The 22,504-nt window shown below is 66.0% G+C and carries 25 protein-coding genes; 17 read left to right on the top strand and 8 right to left on the bottom strand.

The window, feature by feature from the left end; translation table 11 throughout:
- Positions 1-273: 273 nt before the first annotated feature.
- Positions 274-1,491, bottom strand: a complete 1,218-nt coding sequence (gene metK / locus O6X71_RS11240) for a methionine adenosyltransferase (RefSeq protein WP_353465959.1) — start codon at positions 1,489-1,491, stop codon at positions 274-276.
- Positions 1,492-1,549: 58 nt separating this feature from the next.
- Positions 1,550-3,082 (bottom strand): apolipoprotein N-acyltransferase, encoded by a 1,533-nt coding sequence (gene lnt, locus O6X71_RS11235; RefSeq protein WP_353465958.1) that lies wholly within the window; start codon positions 3,080-3,082, stop codon positions 1,550-1,552.
- Positions 3,083-3,448: 366 nt separating this feature from the next.
- Between lnt and O6X71_RS11230 the strand changes: the two genes are divergently transcribed.
- Both O6X71_RS11230 and O6X71_RS11225 read left to right on the top strand, forming a co-directional pair.
- Entirely contained in the window at positions 3,449-3,868 is a 420-nt protein-coding gene (locus tag O6X71_RS11230) for a VOC family protein (RefSeq protein ID WP_353465957.1), read from the top strand.
- Positions 3,869-3,877: 9 nt separating this feature from the next.
- Complete coding sequence (locus O6X71_RS11225) at positions 3,878-4,180, top strand: polyhydroxyalkanoic acid system family protein (protein ID WP_120299527.1); 303 nt, start codon at positions 3,878-3,880, stop codon at positions 4,178-4,180.
- Between the two features lie 2 nt (positions 4,181-4,182).
- Here O6X71_RS11225 and O6X71_RS11220 read toward each other — a convergent pair whose 3' ends face one another.
- From O6X71_RS11220 to O6X71_RS11210, 3 genes are read right to left on the bottom strand one after another with little or no spacing between them, the layout of a single operon-like run.
- The gene (locus O6X71_RS11220) at positions 4,183-4,692 is read right to left on the bottom strand and encodes a biliverdin-producing heme oxygenase (protein ID WP_353466235.1); all 510 of its coding nucleotides are present in this window, start codon (positions 4,690-4,692) and stop codon (positions 4,183-4,185) included.
- Between the two features lie 5 nt (positions 4,693-4,697).
- Positions 4,698-4,886: a YbdD/YjiX family protein gene (locus tag O6X71_RS11215; RefSeq protein WP_056061299.1), complete on the bottom strand. Its 189-nt coding sequence runs from the start codon at positions 4,884-4,886 to the stop codon at positions 4,698-4,700.
- On the bottom strand, positions 4,883-6,937 hold the full coding sequence (locus tag O6X71_RS11210) for a carbon starvation CstA family protein (RefSeq protein WP_353465956.1): 2,055 nt from the start codon (positions 6,935-6,937) through the stop codon (positions 4,883-4,885). The genes O6X71_RS11215 and O6X71_RS11210 overlap by 4 nt, the downstream gene beginning before the upstream one ends.
- Before the next feature lie 235 nt (positions 6,938-7,172).
- On the opposite strand from O6X71_RS11210, the gene O6X71_RS11205 reads away from it, so the two are divergent.
- Together O6X71_RS11205 and O6X71_RS11200 are read left to right on the top strand one after the other, a co-directional pair.
- Positions 7,173-7,412, top strand: a complete 240-nt coding sequence (locus tag O6X71_RS11205) for a hypothetical protein (protein ID WP_353465955.1) — start codon at positions 7,173-7,175, stop codon at positions 7,410-7,412.
- Positions 7,405-8,391, top strand: a complete 987-nt coding sequence (locus O6X71_RS11200) for a GGDEF domain-containing protein (RefSeq protein ID WP_353465954.1) — start codon at positions 7,405-7,407, stop codon at positions 8,389-8,391. The genes O6X71_RS11205 and O6X71_RS11200 overlap by 8 nt, the downstream gene beginning before the upstream one ends.
- A 52-nt stretch (positions 8,392-8,443) precedes the next feature.
- Here O6X71_RS11200 and pyk read toward each other — a convergent pair whose 3' ends face one another.
- On the bottom strand, positions 8,444-9,907 hold the full coding sequence (gene pyk, locus O6X71_RS11195; protein WP_353465953.1) for a pyruvate kinase: 1,464 nt from the start codon (positions 9,905-9,907) through the stop codon (positions 8,444-8,446).
- Positions 9,908-9,987: 80 nt separating this feature from the next.
- Here pyk and O6X71_RS11190 point away from each other — a divergent pair, with 80 nt between their 5' ends.
- The 5 genes from O6X71_RS11190 (at position 9,988) to O6X71_RS11170 (ending at position 12,087) form a co-directional block, all read left to right on the top strand.
- On the top strand, positions 9,988-10,296 hold the full coding sequence (locus O6X71_RS11190) for a DUF1244 domain-containing protein (RefSeq protein WP_107951876.1): 309 nt from the start codon (positions 9,988-9,990) through the stop codon (positions 10,294-10,296).
- A 214-nt stretch (positions 10,297-10,510) separates the two neighbouring features.
- Positions 10,511-10,753 (top strand): DUF2312 domain-containing protein, encoded by a 243-nt coding sequence (locus O6X71_RS11185; protein WP_197942503.1) that lies wholly within the window; start codon positions 10,511-10,513, stop codon positions 10,751-10,753.
- Between the two features lie 86 nt (positions 10,754-10,839).
- On the top strand, positions 10,840-11,268 hold the full coding sequence (locus tag O6X71_RS11180) for a hypothetical protein (RefSeq protein ID WP_353465952.1): 429 nt from the start codon (positions 10,840-10,842) through the stop codon (positions 11,266-11,268).
- Positions 11,265-11,564, top strand: a complete 300-nt coding sequence (locus O6X71_RS11175; RefSeq protein ID WP_353465951.1) for a DUF1294 domain-containing protein — start codon at positions 11,265-11,267, stop codon at positions 11,562-11,564. Before O6X71_RS11180 ends, O6X71_RS11175 begins: the two co-directional genes overlap by 4 nt.
- Positions 11,565-11,643: 79 nt before the next feature.
- Entirely contained in the window at positions 11,644-12,087 is a 444-nt protein-coding gene (locus O6X71_RS11170) for a nuclear transport factor 2 family protein (RefSeq protein WP_353465950.1), read from the top strand.
- A 4-nt stretch (positions 12,088-12,091) separates the two neighbouring features.
- On the opposite strand, the gene O6X71_RS11165 is transcribed toward O6X71_RS11170, so the two are convergent.
- Positions 12,092-13,555 carry an ATP-binding protein gene (locus O6X71_RS11165; RefSeq protein ID WP_121904341.1) on the bottom strand — a complete coding sequence of 488 codons (1,464 nt, stop codon included), beginning with the start codon at positions 13,553-13,555 and terminating at the stop codon, positions 12,092-12,094.
- Between the two features lie 112 nt (positions 13,556-13,667).
- Here O6X71_RS11165 and O6X71_RS11160 point away from each other — a divergent pair, with 112 nt between their 5' ends.
- The 5 genes from O6X71_RS11160 to ruvA all read left to right on the top strand — a co-directional run bounded on the left by O6X71_RS11160 (position 13,668) and on the right by ruvA (position 17,616).
- Entirely contained in the window at positions 13,668-14,213 is a 546-nt protein-coding gene (locus O6X71_RS11160) for a DUF1003 domain-containing protein (protein ID WP_353465949.1), read from the top strand.
- 29 nt (positions 14,214-14,242) lie between these two features.
- Entirely contained in the window at positions 14,243-14,986 is a 744-nt protein-coding gene (locus tag O6X71_RS11155) for a YebC/PmpR family DNA-binding transcriptional regulator (RefSeq protein ID WP_056051712.1), read from the top strand.
- Positions 14,987-15,181: 195 nt separating this feature from the next.
- Positions 15,182-15,688 carry a crossover junction endodeoxyribonuclease RuvC gene (gene ruvC / locus O6X71_RS11150; protein WP_056484899.1) on the top strand — a complete coding sequence of 169 codons (507 nt, stop codon included), beginning with the start codon at positions 15,182-15,184 and terminating at the stop codon, positions 15,686-15,688.
- Positions 15,689-16,019: 331 nt separating this feature from the next.
- A complete protein-coding gene (locus O6X71_RS11145; protein ID WP_353465948.1) occupies positions 16,020-16,934 on the top strand; it encodes a hypothetical protein in 915 nt (304 codons plus the stop codon).
- Positions 16,935-17,016: 82 nt separating this feature from the next.
- Positions 17,017-17,616: a Holliday junction branch migration protein RuvA gene (gene ruvA / locus O6X71_RS11140; RefSeq protein ID WP_107963179.1), complete on the top strand. Its 600-nt coding sequence runs from the start codon at positions 17,017-17,019 to the stop codon at positions 17,614-17,616.
- A gap of 151 nt (positions 17,617-17,767) precedes the next feature.
- On the opposite strand, the gene O6X71_RS11135 is transcribed toward ruvA, so the two are convergent.
- On the bottom strand, positions 17,768-18,676 hold the full coding sequence (locus O6X71_RS11135) for a 2-hydroxyacid dehydrogenase (protein ID WP_353465947.1): 909 nt from the start codon (positions 18,674-18,676) through the stop codon (positions 17,768-17,770).
- 53 nt (positions 18,677-18,729) lie between these two features.
- Here O6X71_RS11135 and ruvB point away from each other — a divergent pair, with 53 nt between their 5' ends.
- The 3 genes from ruvB to ptsP all read left to right on the top strand — a co-directional run bounded on the left by ruvB (position 18,730) and on the right by ptsP (position 22,406).
- The gene (gene ruvB / locus O6X71_RS11130; protein WP_056061260.1) at positions 18,730-19,755 is read left to right on the top strand and encodes a Holliday junction branch migration DNA helicase RuvB; all 1,026 of its coding nucleotides are present in this window, start codon (positions 18,730-18,732) and stop codon (positions 19,753-19,755) included.
- A gap of 12 nt (positions 19,756-19,767) precedes the next feature.
- A complete protein-coding gene (locus tag O6X71_RS11125) occupies positions 19,768-20,034 on the top strand; it encodes a hypothetical protein (RefSeq protein ID WP_353465946.1) in 267 nt (88 codons plus the stop codon).
- A gap of 98 nt (positions 20,035-20,132) precedes the next feature.
- Positions 20,133-22,406: a phosphoenolpyruvate--protein phosphotransferase gene (ptsP, locus tag O6X71_RS11120; RefSeq protein WP_353465945.1), complete on the top strand. Its 2,274-nt coding sequence runs from the start codon at positions 20,133-20,135 to the stop codon at positions 22,404-22,406.
- The last annotated feature ends 98 nt before the right edge of the window (positions 22,407-22,504 follow it).

Genomic DNA, 22,504 nt, shown 5'->3' with positions numbered 1-22,504 from the left:
CGAAGGGCAGCTTGGCAAGCGGAACGCGCCACGTCCTTGATAACCCTCTCCCCTCGGGGAGAGGGAGGGGCCCGTACGGCGAAGCCGGGTGGGAGGGTGAGGGGGAGTGAGGCTCGGACCCTCTCCCCAAAGCCCCTCACCCTTCCGTCGCCAAAGCGGCTCCTCCCTCCCTCTCCCCAGCGGGGAGAGGGACCGGACGCTCAGCCCGAAACAAAAAAGCCTCCCGCGGACCGATCCGCGGGAGGCTTTTTCGTAACCCCAAAGGCGTCGCTATCAGGCGACGGCAGCCTTCAGCGCATCGACCAGATCGGTCTTCTCCCAGGTGAACGTATCACCCTCTGGCTCGCGACCGAAATGCCCATACGCCGCCGTCTTCTTGTAGATCGGCGCGTTCAGCTTCAGGTGCTCGCGAATGCCCTTCGGCGTCAGGCGAACGAGCTTCGGCAGGACCGCCTCGAGCTTGGCTTCCTCGACGGTACCCGTGCCATGCGTGTCGACATACACCGACAGCGGCTCCGCAATTCCGATCGCATAGCTCAGCTGGATCGTGCAACGACGCGCGAGGCCGGCGGCGACGACGTTCTTCGCCAGATACCGTGCCACATACGCCGCCGAACGATCGACCTTCGTCGGATCCTTGCCCGAGAACGCGCCGCCGCCGTGCGGGGCCGCGCCGCCGTAGGTGTCGACGATGATCTTGCGCCCCGTCACACCGGCGTCGCCGTCCGGGCCGCCGATCTCGAACTGGCCGGTCGGGTTGATGTAGATCGCGGTCTCGTCGGTGATGAAGCCGTCGGGCAGCACGTCCTTGAACACGCCCATGACATAGTCGCGCAGCACCGCGTATTTGGCGGGATCGGCGTTGTCGCCCTTCTCGCAATAGCCCGGCGCGTGCTGCGTCGAGACGACCAATGCAGTCGCGCCGACCGGCACTTCGTTCTCGTACGACAGCGTGACTTGGCTCTTGGCGTCGGGCTCGAGGAACGGCGCGGCGCCCGAGTGGCGATCTTCGGCCATCTTGGCGAGGATCTTGTGGCTGTAATACAGCGTCGCGGGCATCAGGCCTGGGGTCTCGTCGGTCGCGTAGCCGAACATGATGCCCTGGTCGCCGGCGCCCTCGTCCTTGTTGCCGCTCTCGTCGACGCCCATCGCGATGTGCGCGGACTGGCCGTGGAGGTTGTTCTCGAAGCGGAACGTCTCCCAGTGGAAGCCCGACTGCGCGTAGCCGATTTCCTTGACCGTGTTGCGAACCGCAGCCTCGATCTCTTCCAGCACGCCATCGGCCCACTGGTCGTTCTCGTAGATGCCCTTGCCGCGAATTTCACCAGCGAGGACGACGAGTTGCGTGGTCGTCAGCGTCTCGCAAGCGATGCGAGCCTCGGGATCCTTGGCGAGGAACAGGTCGACGATCGTGTCGCTGATCTGGTCGGCGACCTTGTCGGGATGGCCTTCGGAGACCGATTCGGAAGTGAAGAGGAAAGACTTGCGCATGCGGGCCTCTTTGCCATGCTCTGAAGCGAGCGTCATATAAGGAAAGCTTTATATGACCCTAGCGCTGGCGACGGCGCAGGGCAACCGCGGTAACGAGCATGAGTAGGGCAACGATCGCCGCCATCGCGTTGCCGACGCGCGAGAACAGCGTAGGCGGCAGCGCGGACGGCATTGGCTGCTCGATCGCACCGGCGGTCTCGTGCGGGACGGTCGCGACGAGGCGACCATCGGCAGCGATGATCGCCGAAATACCGGTCGGCGTGGCGCGAAGGATCGGCAACCCTTCCTCGATCGCGCGCATCCGGGCCTGAGCCAGATGCTGTGGCGGGCCCCATTTGCCGAACCACGCATCGTTCGAGGGATTGAACAGGATGCGGGGGCGGTGCGCGCGATCCACGACCTCACCCGAGAAGATGATCTCGTAGCAGATCTGCATGCCGATCGAACCGAAGCCCGGCAGCGTAAGGTTCGCAGGGCCCTTGCCCGAAGTGAAGTCGATATCGCCGGGCACGAGCCGCGCGAGGCCGAGCGGCTTCAGCAGCCACGGCATCGGGAGATACTCGCCGTATGGCACGAGGTGCGCCTTGTCGTAACGGCCACGCAGCCGCGCCTGCGCATCGAGCGCGAACACCGAGTTCGCCGCGCCGGAGATCTGGTCCTTGGCGTTGAACTCGAGCGCGGTGCCGCCGATCAGCAGGATGTCTTGCGGGCCCAGCAACCGCGCCATGCGGCGGCGGAGGTAGAGCGGGCTCGACCAGCCATAGGCGTAGAACGGGTAGCCGTCCTCGACGTAATCACGGACGACGCCCTCCGGCCAGACGACCAGGCGCGGGGTGGCGCCGCCTTGGCCAGATAGCTTTTCGAGCGCGGTAAGGACGCGCTCGCCATCGGTCTCGCTGCGGTCTTCCTGGCCGATATCGGGCTGGACCACGCGGACCAAAGGCGTGCCGGGAGCGGGTGGCGGTGCATTCGTCCAGAGCGCGGACAGTGCTGCGAGACCGAGCGCTGGAAGGGCGACGGCTGGCAGCGTCCAGCGGCGCACCGCGAGCATCAGCAATGCGCCCGCGGCGAGGATCGTCACACCCGACAGCGCATAGGTGCCGATCCACGCGGACAGCCGCGCGACACCGATCGCGGGGAGCCAGACGACGCTCAGTGGATCCCACGCATAGCCGGTGAACAGCGTCGCGCGCAGCCACTCGGTCGCGATCCAGGCTCCGGCGAAGACGAACACGAACGTCGCGTCGGGGGTGCCGGGCCGTCGTGCGATCCGCCACGCCAGGCCTCCTGCAAACATCGGGAACACCGCCAAGTACAGCGCGAGACCGACCGCCGCGAAGTACCCCAGCACCGGCGGCATCGCATCCTGGAAGTCGAACGCATGCTGGAACCAGTTGTTGTTCACGGTAAAATGCCCAACCCCGAACACCCACCCGCGCCACAGCGCCCCACGCAGAGTCGGTGCGTCATGGACGATCTTCATCCACAGCGCGAACGCGATCAGCGTCAGCGGCCAGAGATCGAGCGGAGCGAACCCGGTCGCGGCAAGCGCACCAAGGACGAGGCAGGTAAGGGCAGGGTAGCGGTTCACGCTCGCGCTATGGCGTGGCGGGGAAGGGGGGGCAATGTTTTCGGTGTGATGGGGCGGGGGGATGAGGAGCTCTTCCCGGCGTCTAGCAACACCCCGGCGAAGGCCGGGGCCCAATTGGAAAGGTGGGAGTAACGACGCGCTGCCTCCGTTAGCAACGTCCCCCAATTGGGCCCCGGCCTTCGCCGGGGTGGTGTTGCAGTATGTGAAGGTGTCCCCGCATCGAAGTTTGTTCTCCCGCGAAGGCGGGAGCCCAGTCTGGGCTCCCGCCTTCGCGGGAGAACAAGAGAGGGCCACCGTCCGGTAGGTGGAAAACCCCACGCAATCCTCCGGGTCGACGAACCCACCACCACGACCTATCTTCCTCCAATGACCCTACGCCCCTTCCACCTAGCCTTCCCGGTCCACGACCTCGCCGCAGCCCGCACCTTCTACGCTGCCACTCTCGGCTGCCGCGAAGGCCGCTCCAGCGACCACTGGATCGACTTCGACCTGTTCGGCCACCAGATCGTCGCGCACCTCGACCCCGCCGCCAAACCCGTCGCGGTCGAGAACGCGGTCGATGGCCACGCCGTCCCGGTCCCGCATTTCGGCGTCGTCCTGACGATGGACGACTGGACCGCGCTCTCCGAACGCGTCACCGCCGCCGGCGTCCAGTTCGGGATCGCACCGTACATCCGCTTCAAGGGCGAGCCCGGCGAGCAGGCGACGATGTTCTTTCTCGATCCCAGCGGCAACGCCCTCGAGTTCAAGGCGTTCGCCAACGACGACATGATTTTCGCGACTTAAGGAATAGACATGGGCACTCCCATCACCGTCGACGTCCCTCATCAGCTCGGCAAGACCGCGGTCCGCGCGCGGCTCGACGGGGGGATCGGCAAGATCAGCGACAAGATCCCCGGCGGGTCGGTGACTGAGCAGCGCTGGGATGGCGATACGCTGCACTTCACCGTCCAGGCGATGGGCCAGACGATCGCGAGTGCGGTCACCGTGTTCGAGACCAACGTCCACGCAGTCGTCGACCTGCCCGGCATCCTCGGCCTGTTCGCGAGCAAGGTGCAGGACATGATCCGCAAGGAAGCGCCGAAGCTCCTGCGCTGAGATCAGGCCGGGGCGCGTCGATACAGCTCGAACGCCGCCTTTGCGCCGACGATGGCCTCCTCGATCCAGGCGTCGTCGGCCGGCTCGCCGTCAATCGCGGCAAGCAACGCGCGCCACTCGCCCGACAGATGTTTCGCGCCGAGATACGCCGAGGGCATCCCGTCGGGTACCGAGCGCGACAGCATGATACCGCCAAGCCGCGAGCCCTCGACCACATACATCGCGCCCCAACCGGCGGCCGTGCTAGGCGAGACGTCGAACGTCATTGGCGCGGGCATATCCTCACCTAGCGCGGCAAGATCCTCGGCCAGCGCCGCTTCTCGCGACCGCACCGCCGCCAGCCCCGGGATTGCAGCGAGCCACGCCTCGACCGCCGGCAATGCTTTGGCGTGCGCAATCAGGAACGCGCGGTAATCATCCGCATCGGTCAGGTCGTAGCGACCGAACCCCGCATCGACCGCGTCGTGATCGCTCGCCGTCGCCGCTCGGAGTCGCGCGACGGTCGAAAGCACGTCGGTCAACAGCAACGTCCCCCGCCCTTGCTGCCGTACCGCGCCTCCTGCCGATCTCGGAAGAACGCGCGTTCGTCCATCGGCGCATGATCCGGATGCCGCTCCGCCATGTGCTGCCGATACGCGGCGTAGGACGGCACGCCGACCATCAGCAACGCGGTCTCGCGCGCCTTTGCATAAAGCGCGCGGATCATTCCGCGGCCACCAGTTGCGGCGGGACTTCGGTCACCGTCGGCCGATCGATCTTCAGCGCGGCAAGACACGTGCGGATCCCGAAGAACACGATCGACAGAACCACCGCGAGGAACAGCGCGCAAAGCCCCGCATCGATCCGGTCGTTGAGAACGATCCGCTGCATCTCCGCCATCGTCTTGGCGGGCGCGAGCAGTTCGCCCCGCGCCGCCGCGTCCGCGAACCTCGACGCGTGCGCAAGGAAACCGACCTTGGGATCGCTCGCGAACAGCTTCATCAGCCCGGCGGTGATCGTGCACAGGCACAGCCACGCGGCGGGCAAGATCGTCACCCACGCGTAACGCTGGCGTTTCATCCGGAACAGCACGACCGTCGCCAGTACCAGTGCGACTGCCGCGAGCATCTGGTTCGAGATGCCGAACAGCGGCCACAGCGTGTTCACCCCGCCAAGCGGATCGGTGACGCCTTGGTACAGGAAGAAGCCCCAGGCAACGACACACAACGCGGTCGCGATCAGCCCCGGCACGATCGCCGAGGCATTGCGGAACGACGGCACCGCGAGCCCGATCAGGTCCTGCAGCATGAAGCGTCCGGCGCGCGTGCCCGCATCGACCGCGGTGAGGATGAACAGCGCCTCGAACAGGATCGCGAAGTGATACCAGAACGCCTTCATCGCCTGCCCGCCGACGAGGTGGCTGAAGATCTCCGACATCGCCACCGCCAGCGTCGGCGCGCCGCCCGTGCGGCTGACGATCGTGGTCTCGCCGACGTCCTTCGCGGTCTGCGCTAGCAATTCGGGCGTAATCGGGAAGCCCATCGCGGTGACCTCGGTCGCGGCGGAGGCGAAGTCGGTGCCGACCACCGCCGCCGGGCTGTTCATCGCGAAATACACGCCGGGATCGAGGATCGACGCGCCGACCAGCGCCATGATCGCGACGAAGCTCTCCATCAGCATCGCGCCATAACCGATGAACTGCGCGTCGCCTTCGCTCGCGATCAGCTTCGGTGTAGTGCCGCTCGCGATCAGCGCGTGGAAGCCCGACACTGCGCCGCACGCGATCGTGATGAACAGGAACGGGAACAGCCCGCCCGACCAGACCGGGCCGCTGCCGTCGATGAACGGGGTCAGCGCAGGCATCCGCAGCGGTGGCGCGACGACCGCGATACCGATCGCCAGCGCGACGATCGCGCCGATCTTGAGGAAGGTCGACAGGTAATCGCGGGGGGCCAGCAGCAACCATACGGGGAGGACGGAGGCGACTGCGCCATAACCGACCATCAGCACGCAGAGCTGCACCGGGGTCAGCGTGAACAGCGGTGCGAGCGTCGGCGAGGCGGCGACGGTACCGCCATAGACGATCGCGGCGAGCAGCCCGATGACGCCGAGAACGGAGACTTCGCCGACCTTTCCGGGCCGGATCCAGCGCGTGTAGATACCCATCAGGAACGCCAGCGGAATCGTCGCGGCGACCGTGAACAGCCCCCATGGACTGCCCGCGAGCGCGCGCACCACGATTAGCGCGAGCACCGCGAGGATGATGACCATGATCGCGAACGCACCGATCAGCGCGATCACGCCGGGAACCGCGCCCATCTCCATGCGGATCAGTTCGCCCAGCGACCGCCCGTCGCGCCGCATCGAGATGAACAGGATCATGAAATCCTGCACCGCGCCGGCGAGCACGACGCCGGCCAGGATCCAGAGCGTGCCGGGGAGATAGCCCATCTGCGCGGCAAGCACCGGCCCGACGAGCGGCCCTGCACCGGCGATGGCGGCAAAGTGATGCCCGAACAGGACGTTGCGGTCGGTCGCGACGTAGTCGAGGCCGTCCGCGCGGCGCAGCGCCGGGGTAGGCCGCGACGGATCGAGCTGCATCACATGCCGCGCGATATATCGTGCGTAGAACCGATACGCGATCAGTTGGACCGAGACGGCGGCGGTGACAATCCAAAGCGCGTTGACATGCTCGCCACGCTCGAACGCCACGACCGCAAGCGCACAGGCCGCGAGCAGCGCAAGAGCTCCCCAACCGATCTTTTCGCGTAAAGTCATTGCGTTCGCGCTCCCGTGCTTTCTCGAAAGCGACATCGCGTATTCGCCGGGGGAGCGCTAGCCCCCCCCGCGACCGCGTCACAGCAATGCTCCCGGGAAGACGTGGTGGTGGGCCGACACGATCACTGGTTCATCGTCGACATGATGAAAAATTTCGGTGCCGTACCGGTCTGCGGACGGTTCTGTTAACCAGTCGGATCTATACGGGAACAGCCCGTCACGCAGAGGACGCATCGTGCGCATTACCGAACTTCAACCGACTCCCACCGGTGCCGAACCGCTCGATATTCCGGCGGAACTGCTCGACAGCGTCCTGCGTCATCAGAGCCACCTGGCGAGCCTCGTCGCGAGCCTGCGCGCGGCGGGCCTGTCGGAGGACATGGTGGAGTCGAGCGTCCGCACGCTCGTCGACAGCTATGCCGATGAATTGACGGTCGCGATCCGCGGGATGATGAAGGCACCCCCTCATGGATGACACGCGGCTGTACGACGACGATGCGCGGATCGCGGCGCTCCACCGTCTCAATGTGCTCGATACCGCCGTGGAGAAGCCGTTCGAAAAGATCGTGACGCTGGTGCGGACCGTGCTGGCGGTGCCGATCGCAACGGTGACGCTGGTCGATCGCGATCGCCAGTGGTTCAAGGCACAACGTGGCCTCGACCACCAGGAAACGCCGCGGGCGATCTCGTTCTGCACGCACACCATTCAGCAGCGCGAGCCGCTGATCGTCGAGGACGCGCATCTCGATACACGTTTTGCCGCCAGCCCGATGGTCGTCGGACCGCCGCATATCCGAAGCTATGCGGGCATCCCGCTGCGCACGCCCGAGGGTTATAACGTCGGCTCGCTGTGCGCGATGGATACGCGCGCGCGGCGGTTCAGCCCTGCCGACATCGCCATCCTCTCGAATTTCGCGAACATCGTCTGCGACGAACTCGAATTGCGGCTGATCGCGCAGGTCGATCACCTGACCGGCGCGCTTACCCGCCGCGGGTTCGTCGAACAGGCCGAGCGCGAGATGGCGCGGTCCCGCCGCTACGAGCGGCCAAGCACGCTGGTGATGCTCGACGTGGATCATTTCAAAATGGTCAACGACACCTATGGCCATACGACCGGCGATCAGGTGCTGCACCAGCTCGCCAAACTTGCCGAAGCCACGCTTCGGCCGATCGACGTGTTCGGCCGATTGGGCGGCGAAGAATTCGGTATCCTGCTGCCGGAGACAGGCGCGGACGAGGCACTGATCGTTGCCGAGCGCCTGCGCGAATCGATCGCCGGATACGCGATGCAGTTGTCGAACGGTGCGACGCTCACTGTGACGGCAAGCTTCGGTGTCGCCGTGCTGGCGCCCAACATGACCTCGGTAGCAACCTGGATCGAGCAGGCAGACGCGGCGCTCTATGCCGCCAAGGCTGGCGGCCGGAACTGCACGCGGTTGGAACTCGTCGAATAAACGCCGACGTCGCCCACAGGAAAATACCGGCGACGTCAGGAGTACCGGCGCCTTAGCGCTGCGAGTGGTGGCCCTTCAGCTCGTCGCCGACGATCCGCACCACATGCAGCACGTTGGTCGACCCAGGCGTCCGGAACGGCACGCCCGCCAGCACGATCACGCGGTCGCCGGCCTTCGCCATACCGTGACGCAGCGCCATCCGCTTCGACTTCGCCACCATGTCCTCGAACGACTCGACGTCGCGTGTATGCACGGCATGCGTCCCCCACAGCAGCCCGAGCCGCCGCGCGGTCTCCTGGCTCGGCGTCAGCACCAGCAGCGGCACCGACGGCCGCTCGCGCGCGATCCGGCGCGCGGTCGAGCCCGAGGTCGTGAAGCAGATGATCGCCACCGCCGACACCGTCGCGGCGATCGTCTTCGCCGCCTCGGCCAGCGCGTCGGCAGTCGTCGGATCCGGCTTCATCACGGTGAAGTGCATCCGGTCGCCATGCTCGGGGTCGGACTCGACCGACACGCCGATCGCATCCATCATCGCCACCGATTCGACCGGCCACGCGCCCGCCGCGCTCTCAGCCGACAGCATGATCGCGTCGGCGCCATCATACACGGCCGTCGCGACGTCCGACACTTCCGCCCGCGTAGGGGAGGGCGACGTGATCATCGACTCGAGCATCTGCGTCGCGACCACCACCGGGCGGCCCATCCGGCGCGAAACCTCGACGATGCGCTTCTGCAGCGGGGGCACCTGCTGCGGCGGCAGTTCGACGCCGAGATCGCCGCGCGCGACCATCACGCCGTCGCAGGCCTCGACGATCTCCTCGAGCCGCTCGATCGCCGCCGGCTTCTCGATCTTTGCCATCAGCGCCGCCTTGCCGCCGATCAGTTTCCGCGCTTCCCACAGATCCTCGGGACGCTGGACGAACGACAAGGCGATCCAGTCGACGCCCTGGTCGACCGCGAAGTCGAGATCGCTGCGATCCTTCTCGGTCAGCGCCGCCATCGGCAGCACCACGTCGGGGACGTTCAGCCCCTTGCTGTTCGACAGTGCGCCGCCGACCTCGACGCGGGTCGTGATCTCGCGAGGGCTATGCGACACGACGCGAAGGACGAGCTTGCCGTCGTCGAGCAGCAGGCGCGCGCCCGGCTCGATCGCCGCGAATATCTCATCGTGCGGCAGTTCCACCCGCGTTGCGCCGCCCGGCGTCGGGTCGCGGTCGAGCACGAACGTCGAGCCGGTTTCGAGCACCGTGCGGCCGCCGTCGAACTTGCCGACGCGCAGCTTCGGCCCCTGGAGATCGGCGAGGATGGTCGACGGACGACCATATTCCTTTTCCAGCGCGCGAATCGCCTGGATCACGGCGATCTTCGACTGCTGGTCGCCGTGGCTCATGTTGATTCGGAACGCGTCGGCGCCGGTGCGGAAGAGCGTCGCGATCATCTCGGGCGTGCTGCTGGCAGGGCCTAGCGTCGCGAGGATGCGGACTTTCCGCAAACGGGGAGCAATGGCGTGGGTCATGCGGTGCGATTCCTGGGGGAGGTCTTTGCCGCGACGGGCCTTAAACCCTATCTCCGCGGGATCAACCACGGAGCACATGAATGAACCCCGAAACCGACTCGCTCGATACGCTCGACGATGCCGTAGCGGCACAGGCCTTTCGCCGCCTGATCCGTCATCTCCGCCACCGCGAGGATGCGCAGAACGTCGACCTGATGGGTCTGGCCGGTTTTTGCCGCAACTGCCTGTCCGACTGGGTCGAGCAAGCGGGCGGTCTGTCGAAGGATGCCGCACGCGAGACGGTCTACGGGATGCCGTACGCAGAGTGGAAGGCGCATCACCAGGGTGACGCGACGCCTGAGCAGCTCGAACGGATGAAGGCGAGCGTCGCGAAGAACGCGGTGGTCTGAGAACGGCTGCAATGGATTCGCGACGATCCCCCGCAGGGTCGCTTGAGCCGAACACGGTAAACGCCTAGACGCTGGCCCGCACCCAATTCGGCATGATTCAGGACGTCTCCGGACGGCGATCACCGGTGCGGGCTTGTATCTTGATTGGCTTTTGACCGGCGCGCGGGCGCTGGCGAGTGGGGAATTTTCGATGTCTGACGAACGGCAACACGGCATGGGCGGCGGCGCGGTCGCAGCGGACGAACTGCGCCTGCTGATCGAGCGCGCCGAGCGTCTCGAAGAAGAGAAGAAGGGTATTTCGGACGACATCAAGGACGTGATGGCCGAAGCCAAGGGCCGCGGTTACGATCCGAAGGCGATTCGGAAAATCCTGTCGATCCGGAAGAAGAAGAAGGAAGAGTATCAGGAGGAGGAAGCGATCCTCGAAGTGTATCTCCAGGCGTTGGGGATGATCTGAATTTCACGAGGGCGGTGAGACGGCCAAACGCGTTGGTTTTGACGTGCTTAACGAAACTGTCATCGGTTGCGGCTTAGTGTCCGGCTATGAACATCCGTTTCCTCGCCGCCCTCGCGCTGGCCACTATGGCCGCCCCCGCCCAGTCGGATGAGGGGGCGGCCAACGCCAGCTTCTGCCAGCGGATCGCGACCGAGCTCGGTATGAAGACGGCGAAACCGTCTGACGGCCACGCCGCATGGGAGCTGAAGACGCTCGGCGGCCTGGGTACCGCGCTGTTCGGTGGATCGAGCTATGTTTCGATGGGGCTCGGTCCGGCTGAAGACTCGGTCATCACTAACGCACGCCAATATGTCGATGCGTGTGCCAGCGTCGCCAACGGGATGGTATGCACTGTCACCGGGCCGGCGGAATTCCAGATTGGCGTGAAAAACCACATGGTCAAGATGCGCGCGAATGCAGGCGAGCGTGCACAGGTCAGCATGGTAAAGATGCGCATCCGATGCGAGGACCGTTGACCGCGCCGAATATTGCGCTTGCTGTCGTCATGGGCGTCCTCTTGCTGGTGCTGGTCAACGTCATCACGGTCGCCGCGTTCGCGCTCGACAAGCGGCGATCGCTGACGGGCGAATGGCGGATTCCTGAATCCCGCTTGCTCTGGCTCGCCGCACTTGGCGGCAGCCCGGGCGCGTTCTGGGCGCGCAATCGCTACCGGCACAAGACACGGAAGCAACCATTCGTCGGTCGGCTCCAGCTCATCGCGATGGTACAAGTTGGCGTCGTCGCAGGTCTCGCCATCGCGTTCGCATTCTAGGTTCGGCAACCGGCAGCGTCATTGCTGCACCCGAAGCTTAGGTGTATTGCCGTTATACAACATTGCATCGGGGGCAAGCATGCGGGTATTTTTGGGGATTGCGGCGGCGGCGTTGGTTAGTGCTCCCGTCGCGGCGCAATCGGTTGAGGTCGATACCCAAAAACTCGGTCAGCGGGCCGAGGCGTTCGTCCGGGTCCGCAACCAGTTCGATCAGGCGCCGATGATCGCGATGATGGCGCCCGAATACCAGGAGGTGTCTCCGGTCGGCGAGGTCGATTCCCGCGAGCGCGTGATCGGGTTCTACGCAGCCGACAAGAAATCGGCGGCACCGCCGATGACGATCACCGAAACCGTCGCGCGGCCCGCCGGCACGATCGGCGTCGTCACGATGCGGATCGCCTACACCATGCCCGGCAAGGACGGTCAGATGCAGACGCGCGCGCTGCGGGCCGGCTTCGTTGCGCGACGGATCAAGGGCGACTGGCAGTTCGTGTCGTTGCAGTTCACCCCGATCCGCGGATGACGACCTACGCCGCCTCCGCCGGCAGCGTCGTCCAGCCCAGCCCTGGGATTGTGATCGAGCGTTTGCCGGCCAGATCGGTCCGGCACACGATCAGTTCGCGGCTTTCGATGTAGCCAATCAGGCGCTTCACACGGCCGATCGAACTCGTACCATAGGTCGCTGCGATGCGCGCGTCAGACGGGCAGGGCTCGCCTTCACGTGCCGCGCGGGCCACCAAAAGGAACGCGCCGAGCATATCGTCGGGCAGCCCGCTCGCCACATCGAGCGCCGCCGTCCACGCCTCATCGGTCATGTCGAAGATGCCGGCGCGGGCGCAACTGAGACGCCGGACGAAGCCGGGCAAATCGAGCGGTGGTTTCGCCAAGCCCCCCATCCGGCACCGCACCTGGAAATCCTGGAACAGCACCGATGGCGGGCGCAGCGTCGACTCCGGATCCTCGACGATCGCGCGGAAGACGTCGGCGTAGACCGCCTCGACCTCGTCGTCAGTCTTCTCGGGCGGCGGCGGCGCCGCGGTGCGTGGCTCGGGCGGGCGGGCGATGCCGTCGAGCAGTTCCTCAGCCGGCACGCGACGCGGGCGCGAATCGAACATCAGGCCGAGTTCGGGCGCGTCGACCACCGGCTCGGACAACAGGTCCTGCAGGTCCATCGGCGCAGCGCTGGGGAGGGGGGTCAACTTCGGGCTCCCGCTGCGCGCGGAGGTCGCGACGTCGCCGATCTTCACGGTGATCGGACGCCGCGACACCGCGGGGCCGAGCGCCATGAACGTGCCGCGCTGGAGATCGCGAATCGCTTCCGCCTGGCGTCGCTCCATGCCGAGCAGATCGGCCGCGCGTGCCATGTCGATGTCGAGGAAGGTGCGCCCCATCAGGAAGTTCGACGCTTCCGCCGCGACGTTCTTCGCAAGCTTCGCCAGCCGCTGAGTCGCGATCACGCCGGCGAGACCGCGTTTACGCCCGCGGCACATCAGGTTGGTCATCGCCGCCAAAGAGGCACGGCGGACCTCTTCCGAGACCTCGCCGCCCGTCACCGGCGCGAACATCTGCGCTTCGTCGACCACCACCAGCACCGGATACCAATGCTCGCGCGGCGCATCGAACAGCGCGGACAGGAACGACGCGGCGCACCGCATCTGGCCTTCGACCTCAAGCCCCTCAAGGCTCAGCACCGCGGACGTCCGATGTTCGCGCAACCGCGTCGCGATCCGCGCGATCTCGCGTTCGCTATAGTCGCCCGCCTCGATCACGACATGACCATGCGGCCCCGCGAGCGTCACGAAGTCGCCCTCGGGATCGATCACGATCTGCTGGACGTGCCCCGCCGATCGTTCGAGCAGCCGGCGCAGCAGATGCGATTTTCCCGATCCCGAATTGCCCTGCACCAACAGGCGGGTGGCGAGTAGTTCCTCCAGGTCGACGCCGACGGCAGTACCATTGCCGTCGGTGCCCATATTCACGCTAACCGTCATGTCGCGCGTTTGGCAGGTGCGGGCGTGTGGGAGCAAGGAGTCTTTGTCGCTTGCGTCGCAAGCCCGGCTTTGCGCGCTGGCATAATCCGCATTCCGGGCTAGGGCGCAAAACATGGCTACGAAACAATCCCTGCTCGCCGATCTCTCGCAGCGACTGCTCGGCAAGGCGCCGGGCGACCTCGACGACGAGGAACGCCGCGTCCTCGCCGGCATCGAGGCCGGGACGACGGTCAGTCGCGACGCTGCCGACGTCTCGGACGAGCGATCGACGTTCGGTGAACGACTGTCGGACCGGGTCGCGGCGATCGGTGGGTCGTGGGGGTTCATCATCACGTTCAGCGCGGTGCTGATCGGCTGGATGCTGCTGAACTCGGACATCCTCGCGCATTTCGGGCGCGCGTTCGATCCGTATCCCTACATCTTCCTCAACCTGCTACTGTCGACGGTCGCCGCGATCCAGGCGCCGGTGATCATGATGAGCCAGAACCGGCAATCGGCGAAGGACCGCCTGGCCGCCAGCCTCGACTACGAGACCAACCTGCGCGCCGAACTCGACATTTTGCGCGTGCACCACAAGATCGATCATCTCGTGCTCGCCCGCCTGGACGCCATCGAAGCGAAAATCGACGGTCTGGCGAAATCTGCGCCTGACGCCTAAGAGCGGGGCCATCAGCTAAAGAGGCACCGATGGCAGGCCATTCCAAATACAAGAATATCATGTACCGCAAGGGCGCGCAGGACAAGAAGCGCTCGTCGGCGTTCAGCAAGCTCAGCCGCGAGATCACGGTCGCGGCCAAGATGGGCCTGCCCGACGTCGACATGAACCCGCGCCTGCGCGCGGCGGTCAACGCGGCCAAGGCGGCGTCGTTGCCCAAGGAGAACATCCAGCGCTCGATCGACAAGGCTAGCCGCGGCGATGCCGAGAATTACGAAGAGATCCGCTATGAGGGCTTCGGTCCCGGCGGCGTGTCGCTGATCATCGAGGCGCTGACCGACAACCGCAACCGCACCGCGACCAACGTGCGTGTCGCGGTCGGCAAGAACGGCGGTAACCTCGGCGCGGGCGGTTCGGTCAGCCACGCGTTCGACCGCGTCGGTCTGATCTCGTATCCGGCGAGCGCGGGCGATGCCGACACGGTGTTCGAAGCGGCGCTCGAAGCGGGTGCCGAGGACGTCACGTCGAGCGAGGACGGCCATGAGGTCTGGACCGCGCAGGGCGACCTGCACGAGGTGGCCAAGGCGCTGGAAGCCAAGCTCGGCGAGGCCGAAGGCGCGAAACTCGCCTGGCGGCCGCAGGTCATGGTTGCGGTCGGTGCGGACGATGCGGCGACGCTGTTCAAGCTGATCGACGCGCTCGACGACGACGACGACGTGCAGACCGTGTGGGGCAATTACGAAATCTCCGACGAGATCATGGAAACGCTCGGTTGAGATGAAGAAGGTTGGTTCACGCGGAGACGCGGAGACGCGGAGAGTTGTGCTTCGCGGCGACGTCCTCCGCGCCAGCGGCCTCATATCGGTAGGCCAGCCTAGCGGTGTGAGAGTCCCGCTGACGCGAGACGATAGCCAAAAGCGCGCCCCCTCCGCGCCTCCGCGTCTCCGCGCGAACCAACCTTCTCCCTTCTCGTGATTATCCTCGGACTAGACCCCGGCCTCGGCACCACCGGCTGGGGCGTCATCCGCGCCGACGGCAATCGTCTGAGCCATATCGCCAACGGCCAGATCAAGACCGACCCGTCGATGGCGCTCCCCCGCCGCCTCACCGCGCTCTACAACGCGCTGATCGACGTCATCCGCACCGAACGCCCCGACGGCGCCGCGGTCGAGGAAGTGCTAGGCAACACCAACGCGCAGTCCACGCTCAAGCTCGGCCAGGCGCGCGGTGTCGTGCTGCTCGCCGCGGCGGGCGCAGGGCTGCATATCGGCGAATACCACCCCTCGACCGTCAAGAAGGGCGTCGTCGGCACCGGTGGCGCGGACAAGAAACAGATCCAGGCGATGATGGCCGTGTTGTTGCCCGGCGCCAAGCTCGCCGGCCCCGACGCCGCCGACGCGCTGGCGGTCGCGATTACGCACGCGCATCACGTTGCCAGTGCCGCCGCCCTGGCGCGACGCAGCGGCGTAGGTGCCTGATCGACCACCTACGTTGATGCCCAACTAAAGCGAGGCGGAACGGCGTCGGCTTGGCTTAGGATTCAGGCGAGCGCGCCAGTGTTCGCTGGGCGCCAAAACTAAGGCCAAGCCATATCCGCTCGGACAAAACTTGGTTCATTTTGAATGAGATCGGCGCCTACCCGCTATAATTACACATCAATCAAGTTTTTATAGCCAAGCCCGTACCGCTGTGGCAGCGCGCCCATGAAGTTTAATTTAGATTAAGGGCAGCGCGATGCTTGTCGAACACGTACGAGGTGGAACGAACAGCAACAATGTTCCGGCCTCGGCGTTTGCGATGCCCGCGGGCATGACGATGCGGTACGATCTGCCCGATCCGACGCTGTCCGAGTATTTGACGGGGTATGCGATCTACGCCTCGAACGACCGCGCGCCGATGCTGAACTGGTATCTACCCGCACCGGCGATGATCTCCGTGCTGGTCGACGCCGGGCCGCTGACCGTGTCGGTCGGCAACCATCGCTTCGGCCCGCTCGATCGCGCAAGCTTCTACGGTCCGACCAGCCGCGCCTTCCGGACCGAGACGCATGGCGGGATCGCCGTGGGCATCGGCCTCAGCGCGCTGGGCTGGTCGCGGCTCACCGCGCGGTCGGCGGGCGAATTCCACAACCGAGTGGTGCCGCTCAGCTCGGCGCTGGGATCGGACCTCTCCGCGCGGCTGGTCGAAGGGCTCGACGCGCTCGACGACGACACGATGATCAAGCCGTTGCTCGATGCGGTGTTCGGTGCGTTTTTCACCCGCCCGCACCCGCGCGAGGATTTGATCCGCGCGTTCACCGCATTGACCGTCACCGACGGCGTGATCGAGATGAAGGACGTCGCCGACCGCCTCGACATCCCGACGCATGAACTGCGCCGCATGGCGACGCGCCATTTCGGCATGCCGCCAAAGCTGTTGCTGAGGCGCGCGCGGTTCCTGCGATCGTTCATCAGCCTGATCCGGACGGACGGCATGGCGGACTATTCGAAGATCGACAGCAGCTATTTCGACGCCTCGCATTTCCTGCGCGATGCCGGCACGTTTCTCGGTACGACGCCGCGCCGCTTCATCGCGTCCGACACCGTATTCCTGCGCGCCAGCCTGCGTGCCCGCGCGATGGTGATCGGCGCGCCGACCCAGGCGCTGCACGAAATCGCGAAGGCCGCTGCGCCCGTCCAGAACCGTCCGACGGGCGAGCAGGGTCGTCCGCAACCGAACGCCTGACCGGCGTGCGCGTCGATCGAGCCGGGAAGCCGGTATTTTGACGGGATGACGTCGCGCCGTCGATGTTCTACCGCCTGATCCAATGATCGTGCATCTCAAAGGACGGCTGGACTCGACCGGCATCGACCATGCCGTGATCGACGTCGGCGGCGTCGGCTATCTGGTCGGCGCCTCGGCGCGCACGCTGTCGGCCTTAGGCCCGATCGGTGAGGCTTGTACCGTGTTCACCGAATTGCTGGTGGGCGAGGATTTCCAGCGGCTCGTGGGGTTCTCCAGCGCGGACGAGCGCGACTGGTTCCGGTTGCTGACTGGCGTGCAGGGGGTCGGTGCCCGCGTTGCGCTGGCGATCCTGTCGGCGCTGGAGCCGGTCGATTTGAGCCGTGCGATCGCCAGTGGCGACAAAGCGATGGTCGCGCGCGCCAACGGCGTCGGACCCAAGCTCGCCCAGCGTATCGTGATGGAATTGAAGGACAAGGTCGGCGGCATCGCGCTTGGTCTCGGACCGGCGGTAGTCAACGCTGCGCCGGGCGCGTCAGCGGATGCGGTGTCGGCGTTGCTCAATCTCGGGTTCCGGCCGAACGAGGCGAGTGTCGCGGTGGCCGCGGCGGACGAGGAGTTAGGACCGGGCGCTTCGCTCGATGCACTGGTCCGGCTGGCGCTACGCAAGGCGTCGAAGTCTTAGTTTCGGACTCGTTCAGTCCGTTCTTAACCCTCCGCTCGTTCCCACCTTCCGTTCGTGCTGAGCGAAGTCGAAGCACCTTCTCTTGGGGCACACACTTCGACGTCGCTCAGGGCGAACGGAAAGGGGGGCTTGGTTTCCCAAGGTCCCTGTCTCAAAGTGCAGTCGGCAGTGGTCGTCCGGCAAAATGCGCATCGAGGTTCGCAACCACCAACGCCGCCATCGCCGCCCGCCCATCCACGGTCGCGCTACCCTGATGCGGTGACAGGACAACCTGATCCAGCGCCTTGACCGCGTCGGGAACCGCAGGTTCGTCGGCGAACACATCGAGCCCCGCCCCGGCGATCGTCCCGTCCTGAAGCGCCGCCACCAGTGCCGGTTCGTCCACCAGACTACCCCGAGCGATGTTGACGAAAATACCGTCCTCGCCAAGCGCCGCGAGAACACCCGCATCCACGATATGCGACGTCGCCTCGCCCCCAGGCGCTGCGATGATCAGCACGTCGCACGCCGCCGCCAGCGAAGCGATGTCGGCATGAAACACGCCTTCGAAATCCGGCTTGGCCGAGCGTGCGGTGTAGTGGATCTCGCTCGCAAACGGCGCAGCCCGCCTAGCGATGGCCTTGCCGATCCGCCCCAGCCCGAAGATCCCGATCCTCCGCCCGCTAGCCCGGCGCGCAAGATCGACCTGCCACCCGCCGCCCCGCACCGCACGATCGTTCGCGACGATCCGCCGCTGCACCGCCAGCATCAGCCCGATCGCAAGATCTGCGACATCGTCGGTCAGCACGTCTGGCGTCGTCGTCACCGCGATGCCCCGCGCCTTGGTCGCGGCGAGGTCGATCCCGTCATACCCGACGCCGTTGATGGCAATGATCTCCAGCGCGGGCAGGCGATCGAGCAACGCCGCATCGACCACGCTGCTCCCGCCACCTACGATCGCGCGCGTCGTCGTCGGCGGATTCGCACGGTGCAACGTGAAGCGCTCGGCAAGCGTCGCCTCCAGCGCGGGCGAGACTCCGCCCAGCAGATACAAGTCGGGGTGCGAGGTGTCGTTGGTCATCCCACACCCATAGCCGCCTTGCCCCCTTCACCGCGAGCGCGCTATCGCAGGATGTGACCGATACAGACCGCATCCTGACCGCCGCCAAGCGTCCCGAAGACGTCGACGCCGCGCTGCGCCCGAAGACGCTTGACGAATTCGTCGGGCAGAAGGCCGCGCGCGAGAATTTGCGCATCTTCATCCAGGCGGCGAAATCGCGCGGTGATGCGCTCGATCACGTGCTGTTCTTCGGCCCGCCGGGGCTTGGCAAGACGACGCTCGCGCAGATCGTCGCGCGCGAGATGGGGGTGGGGTTTCGCGCCACCTCGGGCCCGGTGATCGCCAAGTCGGGTGATCTCGCCGCGCTGCTGACCAATCTCGAGGACGGCGACGTGCTGTTCATCGACGAGATCCACCGGTTGCAGCCCGCGGTCGAGGAAGTGCTGTACCCGGCGATGGAGGATCGTGCGCTCGACCTGATGATCGGCGAGGGACCGAGCGCGCGATCGGTGCGCATCGACCTCCCGCGGTTCACGCTGATCGGCGCGACGACGCGGCAGGGCTTGCTGACGACGCCGCTGCGCGATCGCTTCGGCATCCCGGTGCGGCTGCAATTCTACACGGTCGAGGAATTGGAGCGCGTCGTCACGCGAGCGGCGGGACTGCTCGGACTGGGCATCGCCAAGGACGGCGCAATGGAGATCGCGCGACGGGCCCGCGGCACGCCGCGCATCGCCGGGCGGTTGCTGCGAAGAGTGCGCGATTTCGCCAACGTCGCGGGGCACGAGACGGTCGACGCGCGCGCGGCGGATGCTGCGCTTAACCGGCTGGAGGTTGATTCGCTTGGGCTCGATGCGATGGATCGCCGTTATCTGATGATGATCGCGGACATCTACCGCGGCGGCCCCGTCGGGGTGGAGACGCTGGCGGCAGGCCTCAGCGAACCGCGCGACACGATCGAGGAAGTGATCGAGCCATACCTGATCCAGTTAGGCTTGATCGCGCGGACCGCGCGTGGTCGGTTCCTTAATGCGGGTGGTTGGAAGCATCTTGGGCTGAATCCACCGGCCGGGAGCCAAGATGGTTTGTTCGACGCCTAGAGGGGCATTCTGATGGCTGACACAATAACCGAAGTTCATTCCTTGGCTTCGGCTGACAATTGGTATTTCGAGGATTACGCAGCGTCTAGCGCGGCTGGGCTTCGACCCGTTGCATGCTTTGCTTTAGTCTCCAGCATTGATCCTCAATACGCCAGCCTTGGACAATCTCGGTCTGTGGTTCCTATACCCTCGGAGCAGATTGGCGCCGCCCTGATCGGCGTTGAAATTCCGCAATCCGATATTGTCCATGTCAACGAATTGAAGGGAAGGTTCGGCTAGTTCGAGAAGCTGCATCCACGCTCCGCGATAGCTTCACTTCCGTCGAACTTCTTTTTTGCCCCGTGGCACCCAAGCGTTTCATCTGATAGCCAACGCGAATGCCCCTTTCGGCCGCCGCCTCCGCCCGCGAAATCCTCACCAGCCTTCACGACGTGATGGCGTCGCGCACGTCCGCGCAAGCCAAGCTCAACGCCGTCGTCGGCATCATCGCCACCGCGATCGACAGCGAGGTCTGCTCGATCTACCTGTTGCGCGAAGGCGTGCTCGAACTGTTCGCGACCCGCGGCCTCGACCAGGCCGCCGTCCACGTCACCAAGCTCGCGCTCGGCGAAGGCCTGGTCGGCACGATCGCCGAGGATGTCGAGGTGCTCAACCTCGACGAAGCCGCCAGCCACCCCGATTTCGCCTACAAGCCCGAGACCGGCGAGGACCGTTTCCACAGTTTCGCTGGCGTGCCGATCATCCGCCGCGAGCGCTCCGTCGGCGTCCTGGCCGTCCAGCACACCGACCGTCGCAAATATGCCGACGTCGAGATCGAGGCGCTGCAGACGGTGGCGATGGTGCTTTCCGAACTGATCGCCAATGCGGGGCTGATCGACACCACCGGCGGCGGCGCGGATCGGCCGCAGTCGACCGCGGCGATGCGCATCCCCGGCCAGAAGCTGGTCGACGGCATGGGCGCGGGCTGTGCGGTCTATCACCAGCCGCGCATCCACATCGAGCACACCGTCGCCGAGGACACCGATGCCGAGCGCCACCGCGTCTATGCGGCGTTCGACAAGATGCGCGAAGGCATCGACCGGATGACGCGCGAGGCCGAGTTCGGCGTCGGCGGCGAGCATGTCGAGGTGCTCCAGACCTACAAGATGTTCGCCTATGACGAGGGCTGGGCGCGCCGGATCAACGAGGCGATCGACTCCGGCCTGACCGCCGAGGCGGCGATCGAGCGCGTCCAGCAACGCACCCGCCAGCGCATGCGCCAGATCGACGATCCGTTGCTCGCCGACCGGATGCACGATCTGGAGGACCTGTCGAACCGGCTGCTCCGCATCGTCTCGGGCCAGATGGGCACCGCCGCGCAGATGGGCCTGCGCCAGGACACCATCCTCATCGCGCGCAACCTCGGTCCGGCCGAACTGCTCGAATACGACAAGCGGCGATTGAAGGGCGTGATCCTCGAGGAGGGCTCGCTCACCGCGCACGTCACGATCGTCGCGCGCGCGATGGGCGTACCCGTGCTCGGCCGCGTCCGCGACATCCGCCGCCTCGTGGCGGAGGGTGACATGCTGTTGCTAGACAGCGCTGAGAGCAACGTCTTCGCACGCCCCTCGGCAGCGATGGAGGAAGCGTTCGAGGCGCGCCTCGCGATGCGCCAGAAGCGCAAGGCGGCGTTTGCTGCACTGCGTGACGTGCCGCCGATCACCAAGGACGGCCACCGCCTGACCCTGATGGTCAACGCAGGCCTGCGTGACGATGTCGCCGCCCTCGACGTCACTGGAGCCGACGGCATCGGCCTGTTCCGCACCGAGTTCCAGTTCCTCGTCTCCGCCACGCTACCGCAGCGCGAACGCCAGCAGCGGCTCTACCGCGAAGTGCTCGACGCGGCGGGCGATCGCCCGGTGATCTTCCGCACCGTCGACATCGGCGGCGACAAGGCGCTGCCGTATCTTAACAAGGAAGATGCGGACGAGGAGAATCCGGCGATGGGCTGGCGCGCGTTGCGCCTCGGCCTGGAGCGCGACGGGTTGATGAAGGTGCAGGCGCGGGCGCTGCTTGAAGCCGCCGCCGGTCGCACGCTCAACGTGATGTTCCCGATGGTCAGCGAGCCATGGGAGTTCGACGAGGCGCGTGCGCTGTTCGAGGCGCAGCGGACCTGGCTCGAAGGGCGCGGGCGGAAGATGCCGCTCGCGATCCGCTACGGCGCGATGCTCGAAGTGCCGGCGCTCGCCGAGATGCTCGACATCCTGCTGCCGAAAATCGAGTTCCTGTCGATCGGCACCAACGACCTCACGCAGTTCCTGTTCGCCGCCGATCGTGCCAATCCGAAGCTCGCCGAGCGCTACGACTGGCTCAGCCCGTCGATCCTGCGCTTCATCGCGCGACTGGTCGCACCGGTCCGCGACGCCTCGGTCGACCTCGCGGTCTGTGGTGAGATGGGTGGGCGTCCGCTGGAGGCGATGGCGCTGATCGGGCTCGGCATCGAGCGGTTGTCGATCACCCCCGCCGCGGTCGGCCCGATCAAGGCGATGACGCGCTCGCTCGATCGCGCCGCGCTCACCGCATACATGGCAGGACTGCTGGCCAACCCGCCGCGCGACATGCGCGGTGCGCTGACCACGTGGGCAACCGAGAACGGCGTCGAAATCGTCTGATCGGCGGAAAGCTGCGGTTAAGACGTTCGGTGCGTTGACACGGCTAAGGGCCTCTGAAAGACGGGTGCCATGGCGGGCAACGCTACGCGCCCGCGCTC

The organism is Sphingomonas faeni (genome assembly GCF_040407505.1).
GTDB lineage: Bacteria > Pseudomonadota > Alphaproteobacteria > Sphingomonadales > Sphingomonadaceae > Sphingomonas > Sphingomonas faeni_E.
Note: the sequence above shows the minus strand (reverse complement) of the source record. Positions and strands in the feature narration are given on the sequence as shown.

What these genes read in the sequence shown, in the direction of transcription:
- metK (WP_353465959.1), bottom strand. Translation starts at nt 1,491, where the DNA reads ATGCGCAAGTCTTTCCTCTTCACTTCCGAATCGGTCTCCGAAGGCCAT.
- O6X71_RS11230 (WP_353465957.1), top strand. Translation starts at nt 3,449, where the DNA reads ATGACCCTACGCCCCTTCCACCTAGCCTTCCCGGTCCACGACCTCGCC.
- O6X71_RS11225 (WP_120299527.1), top strand. Translation starts at nt 3,878, where the DNA reads ATGGGCACTCCCATCACCGTCGACGTCCCTCATCAGCTCGGCAAGACC.
- O6X71_RS11215 (WP_056061299.1), bottom strand. Translation starts at nt 4,886, where the DNA reads ATGATCCGCGCGCTTTATGCAAAGGCGCGCGAGACCGCGTTGCTGATG.
- O6X71_RS11210 (WP_353465956.1), bottom strand. Translation starts at nt 6,937, where the DNA reads ATGACTTTACGCGAAAAGATCGGTTGGGGAGCTCTTGCGCTGCTCGCG.
- O6X71_RS11200 (WP_353465954.1), top strand. Translation starts at nt 7,405, where the DNA reads ATGGATGACACGCGGCTGTACGACGACGATGCGCGGATCGCGGCGCTC.
- pyk (WP_353465953.1), bottom strand. Translation starts at nt 9,907, where the DNA reads ATGACCCACGCCATTGCTCCCCGTTTGCGGAAAGTCCGCATCCTCGCG.
- O6X71_RS11190 (WP_107951876.1), top strand. Translation starts at nt 9,988, where the DNA reads ATGAACCCCGAAACCGACTCGCTCGATACGCTCGACGATGCCGTAGCG.
- O6X71_RS11185 (WP_197942503.1), top strand. Translation starts at nt 10,511, where the DNA reads ATGGGCGGCGGCGCGGTCGCAGCGGACGAACTGCGCCTGCTGATCGAG.
- O6X71_RS11180 (WP_353465952.1), top strand. Translation starts at nt 10,840, where the DNA reads ATGAACATCCGTTTCCTCGCCGCCCTCGCGCTGGCCACTATGGCCGCC.
- O6X71_RS11170 (WP_353465950.1), top strand. Translation starts at nt 11,644, where the DNA reads ATGCGGGTATTTTTGGGGATTGCGGCGGCGGCGTTGGTTAGTGCTCCC.
- O6X71_RS11165 (WP_121904341.1), bottom strand. Translation starts at nt 13,555, where the DNA reads ATGACGGTTAGCGTGAATATGGGCACCGACGGCAATGGTACTGCCGTC.
- O6X71_RS11160 (WP_353465949.1), top strand. Translation starts at nt 13,668, where the DNA reads ATGGCTACGAAACAATCCCTGCTCGCCGATCTCTCGCAGCGACTGCTC.
- O6X71_RS11155 (WP_056051712.1), top strand. Translation starts at nt 14,243, where the DNA reads ATGGCAGGCCATTCCAAATACAAGAATATCATGTACCGCAAGGGCGCG.
- O6X71_RS11145 (WP_353465948.1), top strand. Translation starts at nt 16,020, where the DNA reads ATGACGATGCGGTACGATCTGCCCGATCCGACGCTGTCCGAGTATTTG.
- ruvA (WP_107963179.1), top strand. Translation starts at nt 17,017, where the DNA reads ATGATCGTGCATCTCAAAGGACGGCTGGACTCGACCGGCATCGACCAT.
- O6X71_RS11135 (WP_353465947.1), bottom strand. Translation starts at nt 18,676, where the DNA reads ATGACCAACGACACCTCGCACCCCGACTTGTATCTGCTGGGCGGAGTC.
- O6X71_RS11125 (WP_353465946.1), top strand. Translation starts at nt 19,768, where the DNA reads ATGGCTGACACAATAACCGAAGTTCATTCCTTGGCTTCGGCTGACAAT.
- ptsP (WP_353465945.1), top strand. Translation starts at nt 20,133, where the DNA reads ATGCCCCTTTCGGCCGCCGCCTCCGCCCGCGAAATCCTCACCAGCCTT.